The sequence below is a fragment of the Pseudomonas cremoris genome, from assembly GCF_014230465.1.
On record NZ_JAAXCY010000001.1, the window covers coordinates 310,237 to 325,421 of the forward strand.

A 15,185-nucleotide genomic window follows, 5' to 3' on the forward strand; every position below is an offset into this window, starting at 1 on the left:
GCGAGCAAGCCCGCTCCCACATTGGGAATGCGTTCACATTGGAATCAATGAAACACTCAGATCCGCACGTTGCCTCGCGGCCCGGCAATTGCCCAGATAATCAGGCCCAGCACCGGCAACAGCAGGATCAAGAGGATCCACAAGACTTTGGCGCCCGTGCTCGCGCCGCTTTTAAACACATTGATGATGGCCCAGATATCCAGCGCCAGGATGATCAGCCCGATCAAGCCATTAAAGGTGGAACCCATGGTGTCGCTCCTAAAGTGAGGGCATGCACTTGTAGGATAGTCAGCCCTGGCGTGGGTTCCGTTTTATTTCAAACGTGTAGGGCGATTCGCAGCGCTTCCAGCGATGGCTCGCCCTTGATGCCCACTTCGGCGCACAGCTCCAATACGCGCGGCAGGTCATTGCCGTACACCAGCACGGCCTGAATCTCGTCATCCAGCAATTGGCTGAAGTCCAGCAGCACATAACCGCCATCTTCCGGGCTGAGGGCGCTCATCTGGATCTGGATGCGGTTCAGCGCAGTGAGGTCTTCGGTCTTGGCCAGTTGCTTGGGTTTGAGATTGAACGCGACGCCGGGACCGAACGACGCCACGATCTGCGCAAACAGGTCGCCATAGGTATCGGCCTGGAACAGTACCGTGTCCGGCAGGCTGCCAACCACCACCCACTCACCCAGTGGGATCGGGAATGTGTCGTCGTAGTTGATATCCGGATTGGCCGCCAGAAACGCCACAGGGTCCGCGTAGGCCTGGGCCGCCTCAGTGGCGATGCGCGCCACTTCGTCTTCGCCCATGACGCCGGCGCTGATTTTGCTGATGAGTTCGACGAGGGCGGTTTTCATGGGGCGATCCTGTGGCGGGCTGGTTTTTGAGGGCGCAAAGCCTACACCAGTTTCTGCAACTTCGCCGCCGTATCCACTGCGCCCATGGTCTGCGCCGCCGCCAATGCGGTTGCGCCCTGGGCATCAACAGCCTTGGGGTTGGCGCCCTGGCCGAGCAGGTAATCGAGCATTTCCACGCGGTTGAACATTGCTGCCATCATCAACGCCGTACGGCCATCGGACGACGCTGCATCCACCGGCGCCCCGCCTTCGATCAGCGCCGTGACCACGTCGAGGTTGCCCTTGAACGCTGCGCCGGCAATCGGCAACTGGTTCTTGTCGTTAGCGATCAGAGGGTCGGCCTTGAATTCCAGCAACACTTTTACCGCTTCGGCGTGGCCATGGTAGGCCGCGAGCATCAGCAAGGTGTCGCCATTGTGATTGCGAAAGTTCGCCGGCAGGCCTTTGGCCAACAGCGCTGCAAGCATGGCTGCGTCGCCTCGGCGGGCCACGTCGAAAACCTGCTCGGCAAATTCGGCGGCTTCGTCTTCGGTCATTTGTTTGGCTTGGTCTGACATGTGGGGGCTCCTTGTCTGGTCCTTTATATGGCGCCCAGTGTCGCGAGGGAGTTCCCACATGTCATGGCTTTTTTGTCAAAAGTGCCCATAGGCAGAATCAATAACGCTGCAGTTAATAACGAAAGTGACCGCCCTGGATCTGCGCCATCAATTCATCGGTCACCGGCACATAGCAGTCCGACCCCGGCAACCAGGCGTACACCGGATCGTTACCGGCTTTTTCCGGATCGAACGCCTCTTCCTTGAGCCGCACTTTCTGGTACTTGAACGTGCCCGTGGTTTCCATCTTCACCTTGATGCGCAGGAACAGCGGCACCGCATAGTGCGGCAACTGGCCGTGCGCAAATTGCAGCAGCTCGCGCATATCCAGGGCGGCCAGGGATTCGCTTGGGGTGATGGCGACCATACCGGCGCGGCCGTTGGTGTTTTCGATTTCCACGCCATAGGCCACGACTTCGGCAATTTGCGGGTGTTGCAGCAGGACGTTTTCCACTTCGGTGGTGGAGACGTTTTCACCTTTCCAGCGATAGGTATCCCCCAAGCGATCAACAAATTGCGCATGGCCGAAACCGATACTGCGCACCAGGTCACCGGTATTGAAGTAGCGGTCGCCCTTCTCGAACACGTCAGTGAGGATCACCTTGCGGTTCTTTTCCGGGTCGGTGTAGCCGTCGAAGGGCGATTTCTCATCGATCCTGGCGAGCAGCAGGCCCTGCCCGCCCGTCTGCACCTTGCGCATGAAACCATCACTGCCACGCAGCGGCTCGCCGTTGTCGTGGGCGTAGTCCACCAACGCCCAATGCTGCAGGCAGAAGCCTACGGTATTGTCGAAATTCAATATGTTGGTGAAGCCGATATTGCCATCGCTGGCGGCGTACAGCTCACAGATATGCTCGACACCGTAACGCGCCTTGAACTGCGCCCACACTCCAGGGCGCAGGCCGTTGCCGACCATCTTGGTCACTCGATTGTCGCGGTCGCTTGCACTCGGCGGCTGGTCGAGCAGGTAGCGGCACAGTTCGCCGACATAACCCAAGGTGGTCGCCTTGAACTTGCGCGCATCGTCCCAAAACTGGCTGGCGCTGAACTTGCGCCGAATAGCGAACCCCGATGCACCAACAATCGCCGAGCCCCAGCACACGCAAAGGCCCGTGGCGTGATACAGCGGCAACGTGCAATACAGGACATCTTCCGGGCCCATGTCCAGAGCGATGCTGCCGAAGCTCACCGCCGTCTTGGTCCAACGGCCATGTTTCATGATGCCGGCCTTGGGCAGGCCGGTGGTGCCGGAGGTGTAGATATAGAAGCAAGGGTCGTTGAAGAAGATCTGCGCGGTGCTGGCCGGGTTTTCCACCGGGCACTCGGCGCTGTCAGCCAGCAGGTCGCTATACCCTTCGGGCACTGCGCCGGCCTGTTGATCGGCGACGAACCAGGTGCGCTCTGCGCGAATGCTCACTTGATCACGCACCGCGGCATAGGCCGCCACCAATTCTGCGCCGACCACAATTGCCACCGGACTCACCAGGTTCAGACTGTGCACCAGCGCGCCTTGAGTTTGCGCGGTGTTGAGCATGGCGCAGATGCCACCCAGCTTGGCCACGGCCAATACATTGAGCAGCAGTTCCGGGCGGTTTTCGATAAACAGCGCCACCACGTCGCCCTTGGCGATGCCTTGGGCTTGCAGGTGGTGGGCAATGCGGTTGGCCTGCTGGTTGGCTTCGCGGTAGCTGAGCACGCGATCGCCATACAGCAATGCGGCACCGTCGGGGTTGCGCTGGGTGGCCTGCTCAAAGTGCCAGCCCAGGCCACAAGACTGCGCAGGGTCAGTGACGTTGGCGGCGCGCATGCCGCGCACAACCCGTGGCAGCGCGCGAACAATGGTGGGCACCTTACGCAGCATCATGCCCCAGGTGATCATGTCGTTTTGTGGGTGGCTCATGGGAACATCCTTTTTCTTATTGTTCGATATGTCTTGCAGGAAAATACGTCAGCCCCTCTTCGGCTGTACACGCAGGATTTGAAATGTTTTGTATCCCGAAGGACGACCGCTGAAAAAAGGAATTAAGCCGCCTAAAGGAAGTCTTTATGGATATCGGCACGCCAAACCACTTGGGTCGAGTAGCGCAAAATGCAGGATGCATGATGGCCACTCATGCAAAATGCACGAAACCGAAAATTCGTTATTTTTTCAAGCTGCTGATTTATAACGATTTTTATAGAAACCAATAGCTGGCACAATCACTGCACCTATCACTCCATGCTTGCCAACTTGAGCCAACGGAGCTGATAGACATGAGCCTGATCCAAGATAAATTCGCTTCTGTATTTTCCAACTACGACGTCACCACCCAACCACGTCCAGACGGTGGGATTCTGTTGACCCTGCGCAACAGCGAAGGCAAGCAGGTCAAGCGCTCAATCTCGTATCAACAGCTGCATACCGCTGACCAACTGACTTGGGTCATCAGCGCCATTCGCCGTGACTTGGCCGAACAAGCCAGCGAGTTGCCGCAGATTTCGATGCTGCAAAGCCAGAATCGCTTTGCGCTGCCGACCTATCATTCGGCTTAAACACAAGACGTTAAAAAGGGCCGCGACGCTTTAAGCGTCGCGGCCCTTTTTTGTGGTTCAGCACAGGCCCCGTCGCGCCGCTTCGTTCATCGCCTGCACGCGGTTGGAGACTTCTAGTTTTCCGTAGATATTACGCAGATGGAATTTAACCGTGGCTTCTGAGGTCGCGCGAATCTGGCTAATTTCCCAGACAGTCTTGCCCTCTACAGCCCAACGCAATATTTCCAGCTCCGCAGGGGTCAAGGGCTTACCCGACAGGCTCAGGCGTCGCCTGACCGCATTGGGCACGGAATAATGCGGAAGAAACGAGTCCTTGGGGCCTTTCATTAGGTTCTCTCCTTTTTATTAGCTAGCGCTTTATCACCCTTCGGATTCCTCCTATTGACAGGTGATATAAACGTTGATGCCGCAGAGAGTTACATAACGAATGGAGCTAAGGCGCAGGGCAGATCATAAACATCCGCACCCTACGGACTTTTAGGTTTCTTCCCACAGCATCTTCAAACATGCAGGGATTGAAGTTTTGGATACTTCGCGATTAGTCGTCCAATCCCGGAAAACGCCGAGCAATATCGTCTTCCGTAAACACTGGCACCTGCTCTTGCGCCGTATTGAATAGACGCAATGCGACGAAATGTGGGTTCTCGCCCATATCAAACCAATGTGCGATACCTGCCGGGACTACCAACAGGTCATTTTTTTCACACCGCACGGCATACACGTAGTCGCCGATATGCAGGCTGAAAAGGCCTTGGCCCGCAATGAAAAACCGGACTTCATCCGCACTGTAGCGACGCTCATCCAAGTATTGCTCGCGCAGTTCAGCATGCTGAGACTGATCACTGGTGACACGGAGCACGTCCACGGTTTTATAGCCAAGAGCGTCAATCTGCGTCTGGTAAGCGGCAATCATTTGTTCATCGCTGGCGCCCTTCTCGATCGGACTCGGCTGCCAGCGTTCAAAACGTACGCCGTGCTCGGCCAGAGTCGAAACGATATCGTCGAAATGGGTCAGGACCTTGTTCGGGGTATCCGGTGTAGCGACGGAGTAGACGGCGACATAACTCATTGAGGGGTTCCTTGGTTCTGCTCGTGCAATCGAAAACCGATGATAACGGCGGCGGCCAGGGCCGCGACGCTGGCGATGCTGAATGTCAGGGTTGGCCCCAACAGGTTCCAGCTGTAACCCGAATACAGCGCGCCCAACGCGCCGCCGGTACCGGCCAGGGCAGCGTAGAGCGCCTGGCCCTGGCCTTGTTGTTTCGCGCCAAAACTGCGTTGCACAAAGGCAATCGCTGCGGCATGAAAGCTGGCGAAGGTTGCCGCGTGCAGCACTTGCGCCAGCAACAGCACCCAGAGTAAATCTGCGAATGCACCCAGCAACAGCCAACGCAACGCCGCCAACAGAAAACTGGCCAGCAGCACCCGGCGCACCGAAAAGCGCGTGAGGATGCGGCTCATGCCCAGGAACATCAGCACTTCGGCCACCACGCCCAAGGCCCACAGCATGCCGATCACGCCACGGCTGTAGCCCAAATGCTCGAGGTGCAACGTCAGGAAGGTGTAATACGGGCCATGGCTCATTTGCATCAACGCCACGCAGGCGTAAAACGCCAAGACACCGGGGCTGCGTAGTTGCTTGAGAAAGCCTCCACCGGCCAGGCGATTGCCATGGCTAGCGGGCTGCGCGTTCGGCACCCACAGGCTGGCACCGATGATGCCCGCCATGATCACCACGACCACCACCGGGTAAATGTCCAGGCTCAGCCAATCGAACAGGCGGCCCATGATCACTACCGTGAGGATAAAGCCGATGGAGCCCCATAGGCGGATCTGGCTGTAGCGCGATGTCTGCTTTTGCAGGTGCGCCAGGGTGATCACTTCAAATTGCGGCAGCACCGCATGCCAGAAGAACGCATGCAAGGCCATCACCAATGCCAGCCAGGCGTAGGTCTTGCTGACGAAGATCAGCGCAAAACTCATCAGGGTGCACACCGCGCCAAACCGCACGATGGCCAGGCGGCGGCCGGTGTAATCGCCTAGCCAGCCCCACAGGTTGGGGGCCACGCAACGCATCAGCATGGGGATGGCCACCAGCTCGCCAATGCGCGCACTGGAGAACCCCAAGTGGTCGAAGTACAGCGCCAGGAACGGCGCTGTCGCCCCGAGCAGGGCGAAGTAGAAGAGGTAGAAGCTGGAGAGGCGCCAGTAGGGGAGATCGGGGGTCATGCGGGGGGCTGCTTCGCAGCCCAGCGCGAGCAACAAACCCGCCCGCCCCAGAAAATCACAATTGGCCCAGTACCGGGGTCGTCACGCGAACGTCGGCGTTTTGCCCGCGGTTGCGCAGCAGGTGGTCCATCAACACGATGGCCATCATTGCCTCGGCAATCGGCGTGGCTCGGATGCCGACGCAAGGGTCGTGGCGGCCCTTGGTGATCACGTCCACCGGGTTGCCGTGCACATCGATCGAACGGCCCGGCGTGGTGATGCTGGACGTGGCCTTGAGCGCCAGGTGCGCAACAATCGGCTGACCGGAAGAAATCCCGCCGAGGATGCCACCCGCGTTGTTGCTGAGGAAACCTTGCGGGGTCAACTCGTCACGGTGCTCAGTGCCACGCTGGGACACGCAGGCAAAACCGGCGCCGATCTCAACGCCTTTGACCGCGTTGATGCTCATCAAGGCGTGGGCCAATTCGGCGTCCAGGCGGTCGAAGATCGGCTCGCCCAGGCCCGGTTTCACGCCTTCGGCGACCACGGTGATCTTGGCGCCGACAGAGTCTTGGTCACGGCGCAACTGGTCCATGTAGGCTTCCAGTTCAGGCACTTTGTCCGGGTCAGGGCTGAAAAAGGCATTGTCTTCCACGCTGTCCCAGGTCTTGAACGGGATTTCGATGGGACCCAATTGGCTCATGTAGCCACGGATCACGATGCCTTGGGTCGCCAGGTATTTCTTGGCGATGGCACCGGCGGCTACGCGCATTGCGGTTTCGCGGGCCGAGCTGCGGCCACCGCCACGGTAGTCGCGTTCACCGTATTTGTGGTGGTAGGTGTAGTCGGCATGGGCCGGTCGGAACAGATCCTTGATCGCCGAGTAGTCCTTGGACTTCTGGTCGGTGTTGCGGATCAACAGGCCGATGGCGCAACCGGTGGTGCGGCCTTCGAATACGCCGGAGAGGATCTCGACTTCGTCGGGCTCCTGGCGCTGGGTAGTGTGGCGGCTGGTGCCGGGCTTGCGGCGGTCGAGGTCACGCTGCAGGTCTTCCAGGGACAGCTCGAGGCCAGGCGGGCAGCCGTCGACAATGGCGACCAACGCCGGACCATGGCTTTCGCCCGCGGTGGTGACAGTGAACAGCTTGCCGAAGGTATTGCCGGACATGCAGGGCGCTCCGTGAAATCAGTTGTAATCACTCAGAGGTGATAACCAAGCGCGCCAGTATACGCGGGCCAACCGACTAGTTCATCCTCGAAACCTTACCGGTAGACATTGGTCCAACTGGCACCTCCCGAATGATGGCGCGATGATGCTGCGAGTTTTACTGTTTACCCTTACCTTGTTTACCGCTGTGGCCCAGGCCGCATCCCCCGTCGTGCTGCAGCGCCCTATCAGCCTGGACACCGGCAGCGGCACGTTGTTTGGCTCGTTACTACTGCCGCAATCCGACAAACCGGTGCCGGTCGTGCTGATCATCGCCGGCTCAGGCCCCACCGACCGCAACGGCAACAGCGCCGACGGTGCGCGCAACGACAGCCTCAAGCGACTTGCCTGGGTGTTGGCCCGGCATAACATCGCCAGCGTGCGGTACGACAAGCGCGGCGTCGCCGCCAGCCTGGCGGCCACCCCCGACGAACGCAACCTGACGCTCGACGCCTACGTGGCTGACGCCGTGGCTTGGGGCAAGCTGCTCAAATCCGATAAACGCATGGGGCCGCTGATCGTGCTCGGTCACAGTGAAGGCGCCTTGGTTGCCGCCCTCGCGGCGCCACAGCTGGAGCCTGCCGGCGTGATTTCCCTGTCCGGCAGTGCCCGCCCGGTGGACGAGGTGATCCGCCAGCAACTGGCTGATCATCTGCCCCCTGCCCTGCTGCTGCGCAGCAATCAAATCCTCGATCGCCTCAAGGCCGGCCAAGTGGATGCCGATGTGCCTGGCCCGCTGGAGGGCATTTTCCGACCGAGTGTGCAGCCGTATCTGATCAGCCTGTTTCGTGCAGATCCGTCAGCCGCCTTCGCCAAGCTGCGTATGCCCGCGCTGATCGTCCAGGGCACCAATGATATCCAGGTCGGTGTGGGCGATGCTCGCCAACTGAAAATGGCCAAGCCCGATGCCCACTTGGCGGTGATCGAAGGCATGAACCACGTGATGCGTATCATCCCTAACGATGTGAAACAACAGTTGGCGTCCTACAACGACCCGCAACTGCCCCTCGCCGCCGAGTTGGGTGAACGCCTGGTGCGTTTTATCGACGGACTTCAACCCCGTTAAGCGACAATTTAGCTCCAGTCCTAGAGAAACCGGCCGATAAGCCCAGAGTCGACAGTAAAAAGACTGTCGACTTGCAGGGCTTGGACAGGATCGCGCCGCATGACAACCACTGAAGCAACACCGGAACCCACCGCCGAAACCCCGGCTGAAAAAACCGAGGCCGTCGACGCGGCGCCCCTGCCGTGGGCGGATGTCCAGGCCGAGCATTTCAAGATGCTGCGCCTGGCGCCGTTGGCCACTGACCGTGCCACCGGCGTGCGGCCGTTGCGGTTCGTGCAGTTTGGCTATGCCGAGCGCAACGACAAGCACCACAGCCTGCTGCGCATGGTCATTCAGCTGCCGGGCCAACGGGTGCGGCGCGAGCAGAATCACTTGGATATCTGGGTCGACCATGATGCGCACCGCGTGCATTTTGGGCCCGGTATCAGCCTGGAAATCGAACCGGCCAACCGAGGCCTCGGGCGCTTCCTGGTGGCCCAAGGAGCAGCGTGGGCGAAAAAGAAGTGGTCGCACTACCGTGTCGACGGCGTCGACCTCGCCAACAAGGACGCATTGAACGAAGCCACGCGCCTGCGCCGTGACCACTTCCTACGCATCCAGGGCTTTGATGTTGCCTACGCTGACGTGCAGCACCTGAAGGGCAATGTGCAACCAGGCAAGGTCAGTGATGTGCTCGACAGCTGGAACACCGAGAAGGTGCAGTTCGTCGAGATTCTGGAAGCCGCGCAAATGCTGCAACAGGCCGAGCATAACTTGGCAGAGCACGAAGTGAAGTTGCGCAAGGAAGAGGAAAAGGTCACCAAGTTCAAACGTGAGGACAGCGGGCTACGCTTCACCATCACGTGCCTGGTGGCGTTTACGGTATTTCAGGCGGGGTTGTTGATCTGGATTGCCACGCACCGCTAATGGATTGAAATGCTATCAAAATGTGGGAGCGGGCTTGCTCGCGAATGCAGTGGGTCAGCCAACCCATCTGTAACTGATCCACCGCATTCGCGAGCAAGCCCGCTCCCACATTTACTGCATTTCGTCAGTGAGGTCGACTAGACCCTCGCGGCGAAGACAGCCTGATGCTGGCGGCACTGTTGCGCTGTCAGCATGAACACCCCATGCCCACCCCGCTGGAAGTCCAGCCAGGCAAAATCCACTTCCGGGTACAGCGCCTCGACGTGAACCTGGCTGTTGCCCACTTCAACAATCAGCAAGCCCTTCTCGGTCAAGTGGTCCGCAGCCTCGGCCAGCATGCGCCGTACCAGGTTCAAGCCGTCATCGCCGCAGGCCAGGCCCAGCTCAGGTTCGTGCTGGTACTCGTCGGGCATGTCGGCGAAGTCTTCGGCATCCACGTACGGTGGGTTGGACACGATCAGGTCAAAGCGCTGGCCCGGCAGGCCGTCAAAGCCGTCGCCTTGCACGGTGTACACGCGCTCGTCGACGCCATGGCGCTCGATGTTCTGGTTGGCCACTTCCAGCGCTTCGAACGAAAGGTCGCCCAGCACCACTTCGGCGTCCTGGAACTCGTAGGCGCAGGCAATACCGATGCAGCCAGAGCCGGTGCACAGGTCGAGAATGCGGGCTGGCGGTTGGGCCAGCCAGGGTTCGAAGCGGTTTTCGATCAGTTCGCCAATCGGTGAACGTGGGATCAACACACGCTCGTCTACGATAAACGACATGCCGCAGAACCAGGCTTCTTTCAATAGATAGGCGGTAGGAACACGCTCGTGAATACGGCGATGCAACAAGCGCTGCACGTGAGAGATTTCCTCTTCTTCCAAGTTGCAGTCCAAGTAGCTGTCGGCGATTTCCCACGGCAGATGCAAGGCACCGAGCACCAATTGGCGCGCTTCGTCCCAGGCATTGTCAGTACCATGGCCGAAAAACAGGTCTTCCCCATGGAAACGGCTGACAGCCCAACGGATGTGGTCGCGCAAGGTGCGCAGGCGGGAAGTGATCACGGGGGCAGACTCCTGGAAAAAACGACTGGCGATTCTAACAGCCTTCGCCTGTACCGACGATGTACGAAAAGCCTTCACCACCTGTCGGATTTCATCCAAATTGCCATCATTGCGCCAAACAGACCCACCTCTTGACATCGCTGCACGTCAACAACGGCGTACCTTACGATGGTAGCGATTCACAGAACCGCTCAGCCAGTGGACAATGTCGCAAAAGCCCCCCTCACAGGAGCCCCAGAATGTCCGTTCCAAAGACGATGTTTCAACTCAGCGGTCGCGGTTACGCAGCAGCCAACCTCAGCCATGCGACCCTCGTGATCATCGACGCCCAGAAGGAATACCTCAGCGGCCCGCTCGCCCTTTCGGGCATGGACGCAGCCGTCAGCAATATCAAGCAGCTTGTATCATCAGCGCGTAACGCCGGGCGCCCGATTGTGCATGTGCGTCACTTGGGTACCGTCGGTGGCCTGTTCGACCCCCAGGGCGAGCGCGGCGAATTCATTCCCGGCCTGGAGCCCATGGCTGACGAAACCATCATCGGCAAGCTGCTACCCAGCGCCTTTCACGGCACCGGCCTGGAGAAACACTTGCAGGACCTCGGTTCCCTCGACCTGATCGTCTGCGGTTTCATGAGCCACTCCAGCGTCAGCACCACCGTGCGTGCCGCCAAGAACCTGGGCTTTCGCTGCACCCTGGTGGAAGACGCCTGCGCCACCCGTGACTTGCCTTACAAAGGCGGCATCCTCAGCGCCGAACATGTGCAACAGACCGAAATGGCCATCATGGCTGACAACTTCGCCACCTTGGCGCTGACCAAAGATCTGATCTGATCGCCCTTCTGATGAGCGGCGCGGCAGTGTTTATTGCCCCGCTCATCCGCAAAGCCCTTTCATTTGGCGCATTTACCTCTGCTCCCGGAACAACCTGTGTATTGTCCGGTCGAAGGGCCGATACCCTGGAGGAAAGGTCGGAATGAAGATATCCGATGGTTTTGATGCTCGTCGCTTGCGCCCCAAGGGCCCGAGCAACTGGCGTCTGCGCCTGGTAGCCGGTTTTGCCGCGCTACTGGCGATTGTTGGCGTGTTGATGATCGGCGCTGGTGGTGCCGGTTTGCTGGGCCATTCGCCAGCGCTTGGCGAACTGAATGCCAGCCCTGGCGGCTCGGCTATCCTGTTGGTGATCGGGCTGCTGGTGCTGTGGCTGGGCGTGTGGTTGTGGCGGCGCAGCCGTCGGAAAATGCGCCAACCCCTGTCACTGAACATCGCCTCTCACCTCATGAAAAAGCACGACTGATGGCGCTTGGATAGCGTTTCCTGCGCCCTGGCCGCCGCGATTTAGGTAAACTGCCCGCCCTTCGCGGAGGCTGACATGCAAGACGACGATTTTTCCCTGTTCAAAAACGAGCTGCGCGGCGTCAAGCCGATCAAGCACGACCGCGCCGATACCGGCAAACCCAAGGCCGACCGGGCGCAGATCGCCAAGCTGCGCCAGGCTGCTACCGTGCGCACCGACGCCACCACCGTGGATGGCCTGTCGGACCAGTTCGTGATCGACGTCGGGCCCGAAGACGAGCTGATGTGGGCCCGCGACGGTGTGCAGGAAAGCCAGATGCGCAAGCTCAAGGTCGGCCAGATCCCGTTCGAAGGCAGCCTCGACCTGCACGGCATGACCGTGGAAAAAGCCCGCGAAACCCTGTGGGCCTTTCTCGCCGAAGCGACCAAATTTGAAATCCGCTGCGTGCGCGTCACCCACGGCAAGGCTGTGCGGCTGGACGGCAAACGCCCAATGATCAAGAGTCATGTCAACACCTGGCTGCGCCAACATGCCCAGGTACTGGGTTTTACCTCGTGCCAGGCCCGCCACGGCGGCGCGGGTGCGGTGTATGTGATGCTCAAGCGCACCATGATGGAAGGGCGCGACGAGTAACAAGTGCCATCGTCAGGCTTGCAGCGATGTGCCGGCCACCGTAACCTTGCGCTTTGCGAAAATCCCACAGGTAGTTTCATGTCCCTGGAACAGAATTACACCGCGATCCTCGGCCAACTCGGCGAGGACGTTTCCCGCGAGGGTCTGCTAGACACGCCAAAACGTGCCGCCAAGGCGATGCAGTACCTCTGCCGCGGTTATGAACAGACACTGGAAGAAGTCACCAACGGTGCCTTGTTCAGCTCCGACAACAGCGAAATGGTGCTGGTCAAGGACATCGAGTTGTACTCGCTGTGCGAACACCACCTGCTGCCGTTCATCGGCAAGGCCCACGTCGCGTACATCCCAAGCGGCAAAGTGCTGGGCCTGTCCAAGGTCGCGCGGATTGTCGATATGTACGCGCGCCGCCTGCAGATCCAGGAAAACCTCAGCCGTCAGATCGCCGATGCGGTGATGCAAGTGACCGGCGCCCTGGGCGTGGCGGTGGTGATCGAGGCCAAGCACATGTGCATGATGATGCGCGGTGTCGAGAAACAGAATTCGTCGATGATCACCTCGGTGATGCTGGGTGAGTTCCGCGAAAACGCGGCAACCCGCAGCGAATTCCTCAGCCTGATCAAGTAACAGGCTGTGTAGGAAAAGGCCGGCGTTCATCGCCGGTTTTTTTTCGCCTGCAGAATTCCTGTAAGCTGCGGCCCCTTCTTCATGGGCAAGAGGTTTCAGCCATGTTCGTCAAAGCACTTCGAGTGGGCCTCGGCCAAATCATCATCGCGGGCGATTTCCTGACCCGCCCACGCAAAAAGCAGCGCCCTGCCGAGCAACAGGCACAGGTGAATGCGGCGGCCAAGGAATTGACGCTGTATCAGTTCCACGCCTGCCCGTTTTGCGTGAAGACCCGCCGCACCCTGCACCGCCTGAATGTGCCGGTGGCCTTGAAGGACGCAAAGAACAACGAACAGGACCGCCAGACCCTGCTGGAACAAGGTGGCAAGATCAAAGTGCCGTGCTTGCGTATTGAAGAGAATGGCCAGGTCACTTGGATGTACGACTCCAAAGTGATCATTGATTACCTGGATAAGCGGTTTGCTGCGGTCTGACAGACGGGCGCAAATCCAAATGTGGGAGCGGGCTTGCTCGCGAATGCGGTGTGTCAGTCACAGATATCTCAACTGATCCACCGCTTTCGCGAGCAAGCCCGCTCCCACATTTAGTTTTGTATTACCAGATCAAGATCGAGCAGCGCCGAACCCAGGCACTTGCCATGGGCATCCAGCGCCAGCGAGCGCGTGACCCCGCCGCGCAAGATCCCCGGTAACACAAAGTTCAGCGCCTGCACATTCTGCAATTCATAACGACGAACCGGCGCAGCGCCTGGCTCTAGCAAGCCAGCAAAGTACTCCGCCACCCGCTCAGCCGTCAGCTGTTCACACAGCAACGAGTAATCCTCGGCCCGATACGCAATGATCGAAATGTTCGACGTGTCGCCCTTATCCCCCGTGCGGGAATGGGCCAGCGTGTGCAGCTTCATGCTTCGATCCTCGGGTTGACCTGGTTGCGCGGCAACAACAACGATGCCACCGCCACCACTTGCCGCACACTCTTGCTCGCACCACCGCCGCCGGATGGGCCGTTGGTGTAAAGGGTTTCGACTTCGTTGCCGACACGCACCGCTTCACTGCGATCTTCACAGCGGGCCGCCACGCGCAGGCGCACTTCCCAGGGTTCGACAGTGCTGCGTGGGCCGTGGAGCGAGTCCATGCCGATCAGTTCGGCGCGCACGTCCTGCATTTTCACGCCCATCAACTCCAAGCGTTTGAGGACGACATCCCGCGCCAACTGCGCCCGTGCGACAGCACCGGGGCCGCCGTAGGACATCTGTCCCTCGCCAATCCAACCGTCCAGATAGCCGACACTGACTTTCAGCTGTTCGGGGCGGGAACGGCCGCCGGCACCTGCGGCGCGAACGCGGTCAATGCCCTCCTCGACAAAACCCACTTGGGAGAAGTCCGCCGTGACATCCGGCGTCAGATACGCCGCTGGGTCATGCACTTCGTATATCAGCTGCTCTGTGCAGGTGGCGCGGCTTACCCGTCCACCCGACCCCGTCACCTTGGTAATCACCGCTTCGCCGTCGACATCAATCTCGGCCAGTGGGAAACCCAGGCGCGCCAGGTCATCCACATCCTTGAAGCCAGGATCGGCAAAATACCCGCCGCTGACCTGCCCGGCGCATTCGAGCAAATGCCCCACCAACGTACCGCGCCCCAATCGCTGCCAGTCGTCCGCCGCCCAGCCGAACTCAAACATCTGTGGGGCGAGGAATAGCGACGGGTCGGCCACCCTCCCGGTGATCACCACGTCCGCATCAGCGCGCAACGCGTCCAGGATGCCGTCGACGCCCAAATAGGCATTCGCAGAAATCAGCCGTTCGCCCAACGACCCGACAGTCTGGCCGTTATCCAACAGAAATTCGGGGGCCAGCACATTCAGCACGTCATCGCCGACCACGGCGATCACCTTGAGCTCAAGGCCCAGCTCAAGTGCAATACGCCGCACCTCATCTGCCGCCGACACCGGATTGGCCGCGCCCATATTGGTGATCACCCGCAAGCGACGACGCCCGCCCTTCGCGCCTACAAAAGGCAGTACGCGGCGCATGCGTTCACTCAATAGCGGGTCATAACCCCCCTGTGGATCGCTGATCCGCGCCTGTTGCGCCAAGGCGATCGTGCGTTCAGCCAGGCATTCGAACACCAGGTAATCCAAATCGCCCTGTTCGGCCAGCTCCACAGCAGGTTCGATACGGTCGCCGGAATAGCCGGCGCCGGAACCGATACGCAAGGTTTTCATC

At 59.7% G+C, this 15,185-nt stretch carries 19 protein-coding genes; 8 read left to right on the top strand and 11 right to left on the bottom strand.

Annotated features, from left to right (window positions below):
• Nucleotides 1–56 precede the first annotated feature (56 nt).
• The 4 genes from HF257_RS01445 to HF257_RS01460 form a co-directional block, all read right to left on the bottom strand.
• On the bottom strand, nucleotides 57–248 hold the full coding sequence (locus HF257_RS01445) for a PLDc N-terminal domain-containing protein (protein WP_003172956.1): 192 nt from the start codon (nucleotides 246–248) through the stop codon (nucleotides 57–59).
• A gap of 68 nt (nucleotides 249–316) precedes the next feature.
• Nucleotides 317–847, bottom strand: coding sequence for a hypothetical protein (locus HF257_RS01450; protein WP_185703813.1), 531 nt, complete (start codon nucleotides 845–847; stop codon nucleotides 317–319).
• A gap of 41 nt (nucleotides 848–888) precedes the next feature.
• Nucleotides 889–1,404 carry an ankyrin repeat domain-containing protein gene (locus HF257_RS01455; protein WP_185703811.1) on the bottom strand — a complete coding sequence of 172 codons (516 nt, stop codon included), beginning with the start codon at nucleotides 1,402–1,404 and terminating at the stop codon, nucleotides 889–891.
• A 112-nt stretch (nucleotides 1,405–1,516) separates the two neighbouring features.
• Nucleotides 1,517–3,343 (bottom strand): long-chain-acyl-CoA synthetase, encoded by a 1,827-nt coding sequence (locus HF257_RS01460; RefSeq protein WP_185703809.1) that lies wholly within the window; start codon nucleotides 3,341–3,343, stop codon nucleotides 1,517–1,519.
• A gap of 353 nt (nucleotides 3,344–3,696) precedes the next feature.
• Between HF257_RS01460 and HF257_RS01465 the strand changes: the two genes are divergently transcribed.
• On the top strand, nucleotides 3,697–3,975 hold the full coding sequence (locus tag HF257_RS01465) for a DUF3509 domain-containing protein (RefSeq protein WP_003172952.1): 279 nt from the start codon (nucleotides 3,697–3,699) through the stop codon (nucleotides 3,973–3,975).
• Between the two features lie 57 nt (nucleotides 3,976–4,032).
• Here the strand turns inward: HF257_RS01465 and HF257_RS01470 are convergent, their stop codons facing one another.
• The 4 genes from HF257_RS01470 to aroC form a co-directional block, all read right to left on the bottom strand.
• Nucleotides 4,033–4,302 carry a response regulator transcription factor gene (locus HF257_RS01470; RefSeq protein ID WP_185703807.1) on the bottom strand — a complete coding sequence of 90 codons (270 nt, stop codon included), beginning with the start codon at nucleotides 4,300–4,302 and terminating at the stop codon, nucleotides 4,033–4,035.
• Nucleotides 4,303–4,513: 211 nt separating this feature from the next.
• A complete protein-coding gene (locus HF257_RS01475) occupies nucleotides 4,514–5,044 on the bottom strand; it encodes a 1,2-dihydroxy-3-keto-5-methylthiopentene dioxygenase (protein ID WP_185703805.1) in 531 nt (176 codons plus the stop codon).
• Nucleotides 5,041–6,204 carry an MFS transporter gene (locus HF257_RS01480; protein ID WP_185703803.1) on the bottom strand — a complete coding sequence of 388 codons (1,164 nt, stop codon included), beginning with the start codon at nucleotides 6,202–6,204 and terminating at the stop codon, nucleotides 5,041–5,043. The genes HF257_RS01475 and HF257_RS01480 overlap by 4 nt, the downstream gene beginning before the upstream one ends.
• Nucleotides 6,205–6,259: 55 nt before the next feature.
• On the bottom strand, nucleotides 6,260–7,351 hold the full coding sequence (aroC, locus tag HF257_RS01485; RefSeq protein ID WP_185703801.1) for a chorismate synthase: 1,092 nt from the start codon (nucleotides 7,349–7,351) through the stop codon (nucleotides 6,260–6,262).
• Between the two features lie 142 nt (nucleotides 7,352–7,493).
• Between aroC and HF257_RS01490 the strand changes: the two genes are divergently transcribed.
• Complete coding sequence (locus HF257_RS01490; protein ID WP_185703799.1) at nucleotides 7,494–8,456, top strand: alpha/beta hydrolase; 963 nt, start codon at nucleotides 7,494–7,496, stop codon at nucleotides 8,454–8,456.
• A 99-nt stretch (nucleotides 8,457–8,555) separates the two neighbouring features.
• Entirely contained in the window at nucleotides 8,556–9,362 is an 807-nt protein-coding gene (locus HF257_RS01495) for a hypothetical protein (protein WP_185703797.1), read from the top strand.
• Between the two features lie 137 nt (nucleotides 9,363–9,499).
• Here the strand turns inward: HF257_RS01495 and prmB are convergent, their stop codons facing one another.
• Nucleotides 9,500–10,408, bottom strand: coding sequence for a 50S ribosomal protein L3 N(5)-glutamine methyltransferase (gene prmB / locus HF257_RS01500; protein WP_185703795.1), 909 nt, complete (start codon nucleotides 10,406–10,408; stop codon nucleotides 9,500–9,502).
• 239 nt (nucleotides 10,409–10,647) lie between these two features.
• On the opposite strand from prmB, the gene HF257_RS01505 reads away from it, so the two are divergent.
• The 5 genes from HF257_RS01505 (at nucleotide 10,648) to HF257_RS01525 (ending at nucleotide 13,431) form a co-directional block, all read left to right on the top strand.
• Nucleotides 10,648–11,238 (top strand): cysteine hydrolase family protein, encoded by a 591-nt coding sequence (locus HF257_RS01505; protein ID WP_185703793.1) that lies wholly within the window; start codon nucleotides 10,648–10,650, stop codon nucleotides 11,236–11,238.
• 142 nt (nucleotides 11,239–11,380) lie between these two features.
• Nucleotides 11,381–11,701 (top strand): hypothetical protein, encoded by a 321-nt coding sequence (locus HF257_RS01510; RefSeq protein ID WP_185703791.1) that lies wholly within the window; start codon nucleotides 11,381–11,383, stop codon nucleotides 11,699–11,701.
• A gap of 75 nt (nucleotides 11,702–11,776) precedes the next feature.
• On the top strand, nucleotides 11,777–12,334 hold the full coding sequence (locus HF257_RS01515; protein WP_032888029.1) for a Smr/MutS family protein: 558 nt from the start codon (nucleotides 11,777–11,779) through the stop codon (nucleotides 12,332–12,334).
• A 78-nt stretch (nucleotides 12,335–12,412) separates the two neighbouring features.
• Nucleotides 12,413–12,958, top strand: a complete 546-nt coding sequence (folE, locus tag HF257_RS01520; protein WP_003442011.1) for a GTP cyclohydrolase I FolE — start codon at nucleotides 12,413–12,415, stop codon at nucleotides 12,956–12,958.
• Between the two features lie 101 nt (nucleotides 12,959–13,059).
• Complete coding sequence (locus HF257_RS01525; RefSeq protein ID WP_185703789.1) at nucleotides 13,060–13,431, top strand: glutathione S-transferase N-terminal domain-containing protein; 372 nt, start codon at nucleotides 13,060–13,062, stop codon at nucleotides 13,429–13,431.
• Between the two features lie 110 nt (nucleotides 13,432–13,541).
• Here the strand turns inward: HF257_RS01525 and HF257_RS01530 are convergent, their stop codons facing one another.
• The gene (locus tag HF257_RS01530) at nucleotides 13,542–13,862 is read right to left on the bottom strand and encodes an AtuA-related protein (protein ID WP_185703787.1); all 321 of its coding nucleotides are present in this window, start codon (nucleotides 13,860–13,862) and stop codon (nucleotides 13,542–13,544) included.
• Nucleotides 13,859–15,184, bottom strand: a complete 1,326-nt coding sequence (locus tag HF257_RS01535) for an acyclic terpene utilization AtuA family protein (protein ID WP_185703785.1) — start codon at nucleotides 15,182–15,184, stop codon at nucleotides 13,859–13,861. Before HF257_RS01535 ends, HF257_RS01530 begins: the two co-directional genes overlap by 4 nt.
• Between the last annotated feature and the right edge of the window lies 1 nt (nucleotide 15,185).

Bases quoted from the DNA above. Each gene is read 5' to 3' on its own strand.
- HF257_RS01480 (WP_185703803.1), bottom strand. From the start codon at position 6,204: ATGACCCCCGATCTCCCCTACTGGCGCCTCTCCAGCTTCTACCTCTTC.
- HF257_RS01475 (WP_185703805.1), bottom strand. From the start codon at position 5,044: ATGAGTTATGTCGCCGTCTACTCCGTCGCTACACCGGATACCCCGAAC.
- HF257_RS01450 (WP_185703813.1), bottom strand. From the start codon at position 847: ATGAAAACCGCCCTCGTCGAACTCATCAGCAAAATCAGCGCCGGCGTC.
- HF257_RS01455 (WP_185703811.1), bottom strand. From the start codon at position 1,404: ATGTCAGACCAAGCCAAACAAATGACCGAAGACGAAGCCGCCGAATTT.
- HF257_RS01490 (WP_185703799.1), top strand. From the start codon at position 7,494: ATGATGCTGCGAGTTTTACTGTTTACCCTTACCTTGTTTACCGCTGTG.
- HF257_RS01445 (WP_003172956.1), bottom strand. From the start codon at position 248: ATGGGTTCCACCTTTAATGGCTTGATCGGGCTGATCATCCTGGCGCTG.
- HF257_RS01530 (WP_185703787.1), bottom strand. From the start codon at position 13,862: ATGAAGCTGCACACGCTGGCCCATTCCCGCACGGGGGATAAGGGCGAC.
- HF257_RS01505 (WP_185703793.1), top strand. From the start codon at position 10,648: ATGTCCGTTCCAAAGACGATGTTTCAACTCAGCGGTCGCGGTTACGCA.
- HF257_RS01510 (WP_185703791.1), top strand. From the start codon at position 11,381: ATGAAGATATCCGATGGTTTTGATGCTCGTCGCTTGCGCCCCAAGGGC.
- HF257_RS01525 (WP_185703789.1), top strand. From the start codon at position 13,060: ATGTTCGTCAAAGCACTTCGAGTGGGCCTCGGCCAAATCATCATCGCG.
- HF257_RS01470 (WP_185703807.1), bottom strand. From the start codon at position 4,302: ATGAAAGGCCCCAAGGACTCGTTTCTTCCGCATTATTCCGTGCCCAAT.
- HF257_RS01515 (WP_032888029.1), top strand. From the start codon at position 11,777: ATGCAAGACGACGATTTTTCCCTGTTCAAAAACGAGCTGCGCGGCGTC.
- HF257_RS01465 (WP_003172952.1), top strand. From the start codon at position 3,697: ATGAGCCTGATCCAAGATAAATTCGCTTCTGTATTTTCCAACTACGAC.
- HF257_RS01495 (WP_185703797.1), top strand. From the start codon at position 8,556: ATGACAACCACTGAAGCAACACCGGAACCCACCGCCGAAACCCCGGCT.
- HF257_RS01460 (WP_185703809.1), bottom strand. From the start codon at position 3,343: ATGAGCCACCCACAAAACGACATGATCACCTGGGGCATGATGCTGCGT.
- HF257_RS01535 (WP_185703785.1), bottom strand. From the start codon at position 15,184: ATGAAAACCTTGCGTATCGGTTCCGGCGCCGGCTATTCCGGCGACCGT.
- folE (WP_003442011.1), top strand. From the start codon at position 12,413: ATGTCCCTGGAACAGAATTACACCGCGATCCTCGGCCAACTCGGCGAG.
- aroC (WP_185703801.1), bottom strand. From the start codon at position 7,351: ATGTCCGGCAATACCTTCGGCAAGCTGTTCACTGTCACCACCGCGGGC.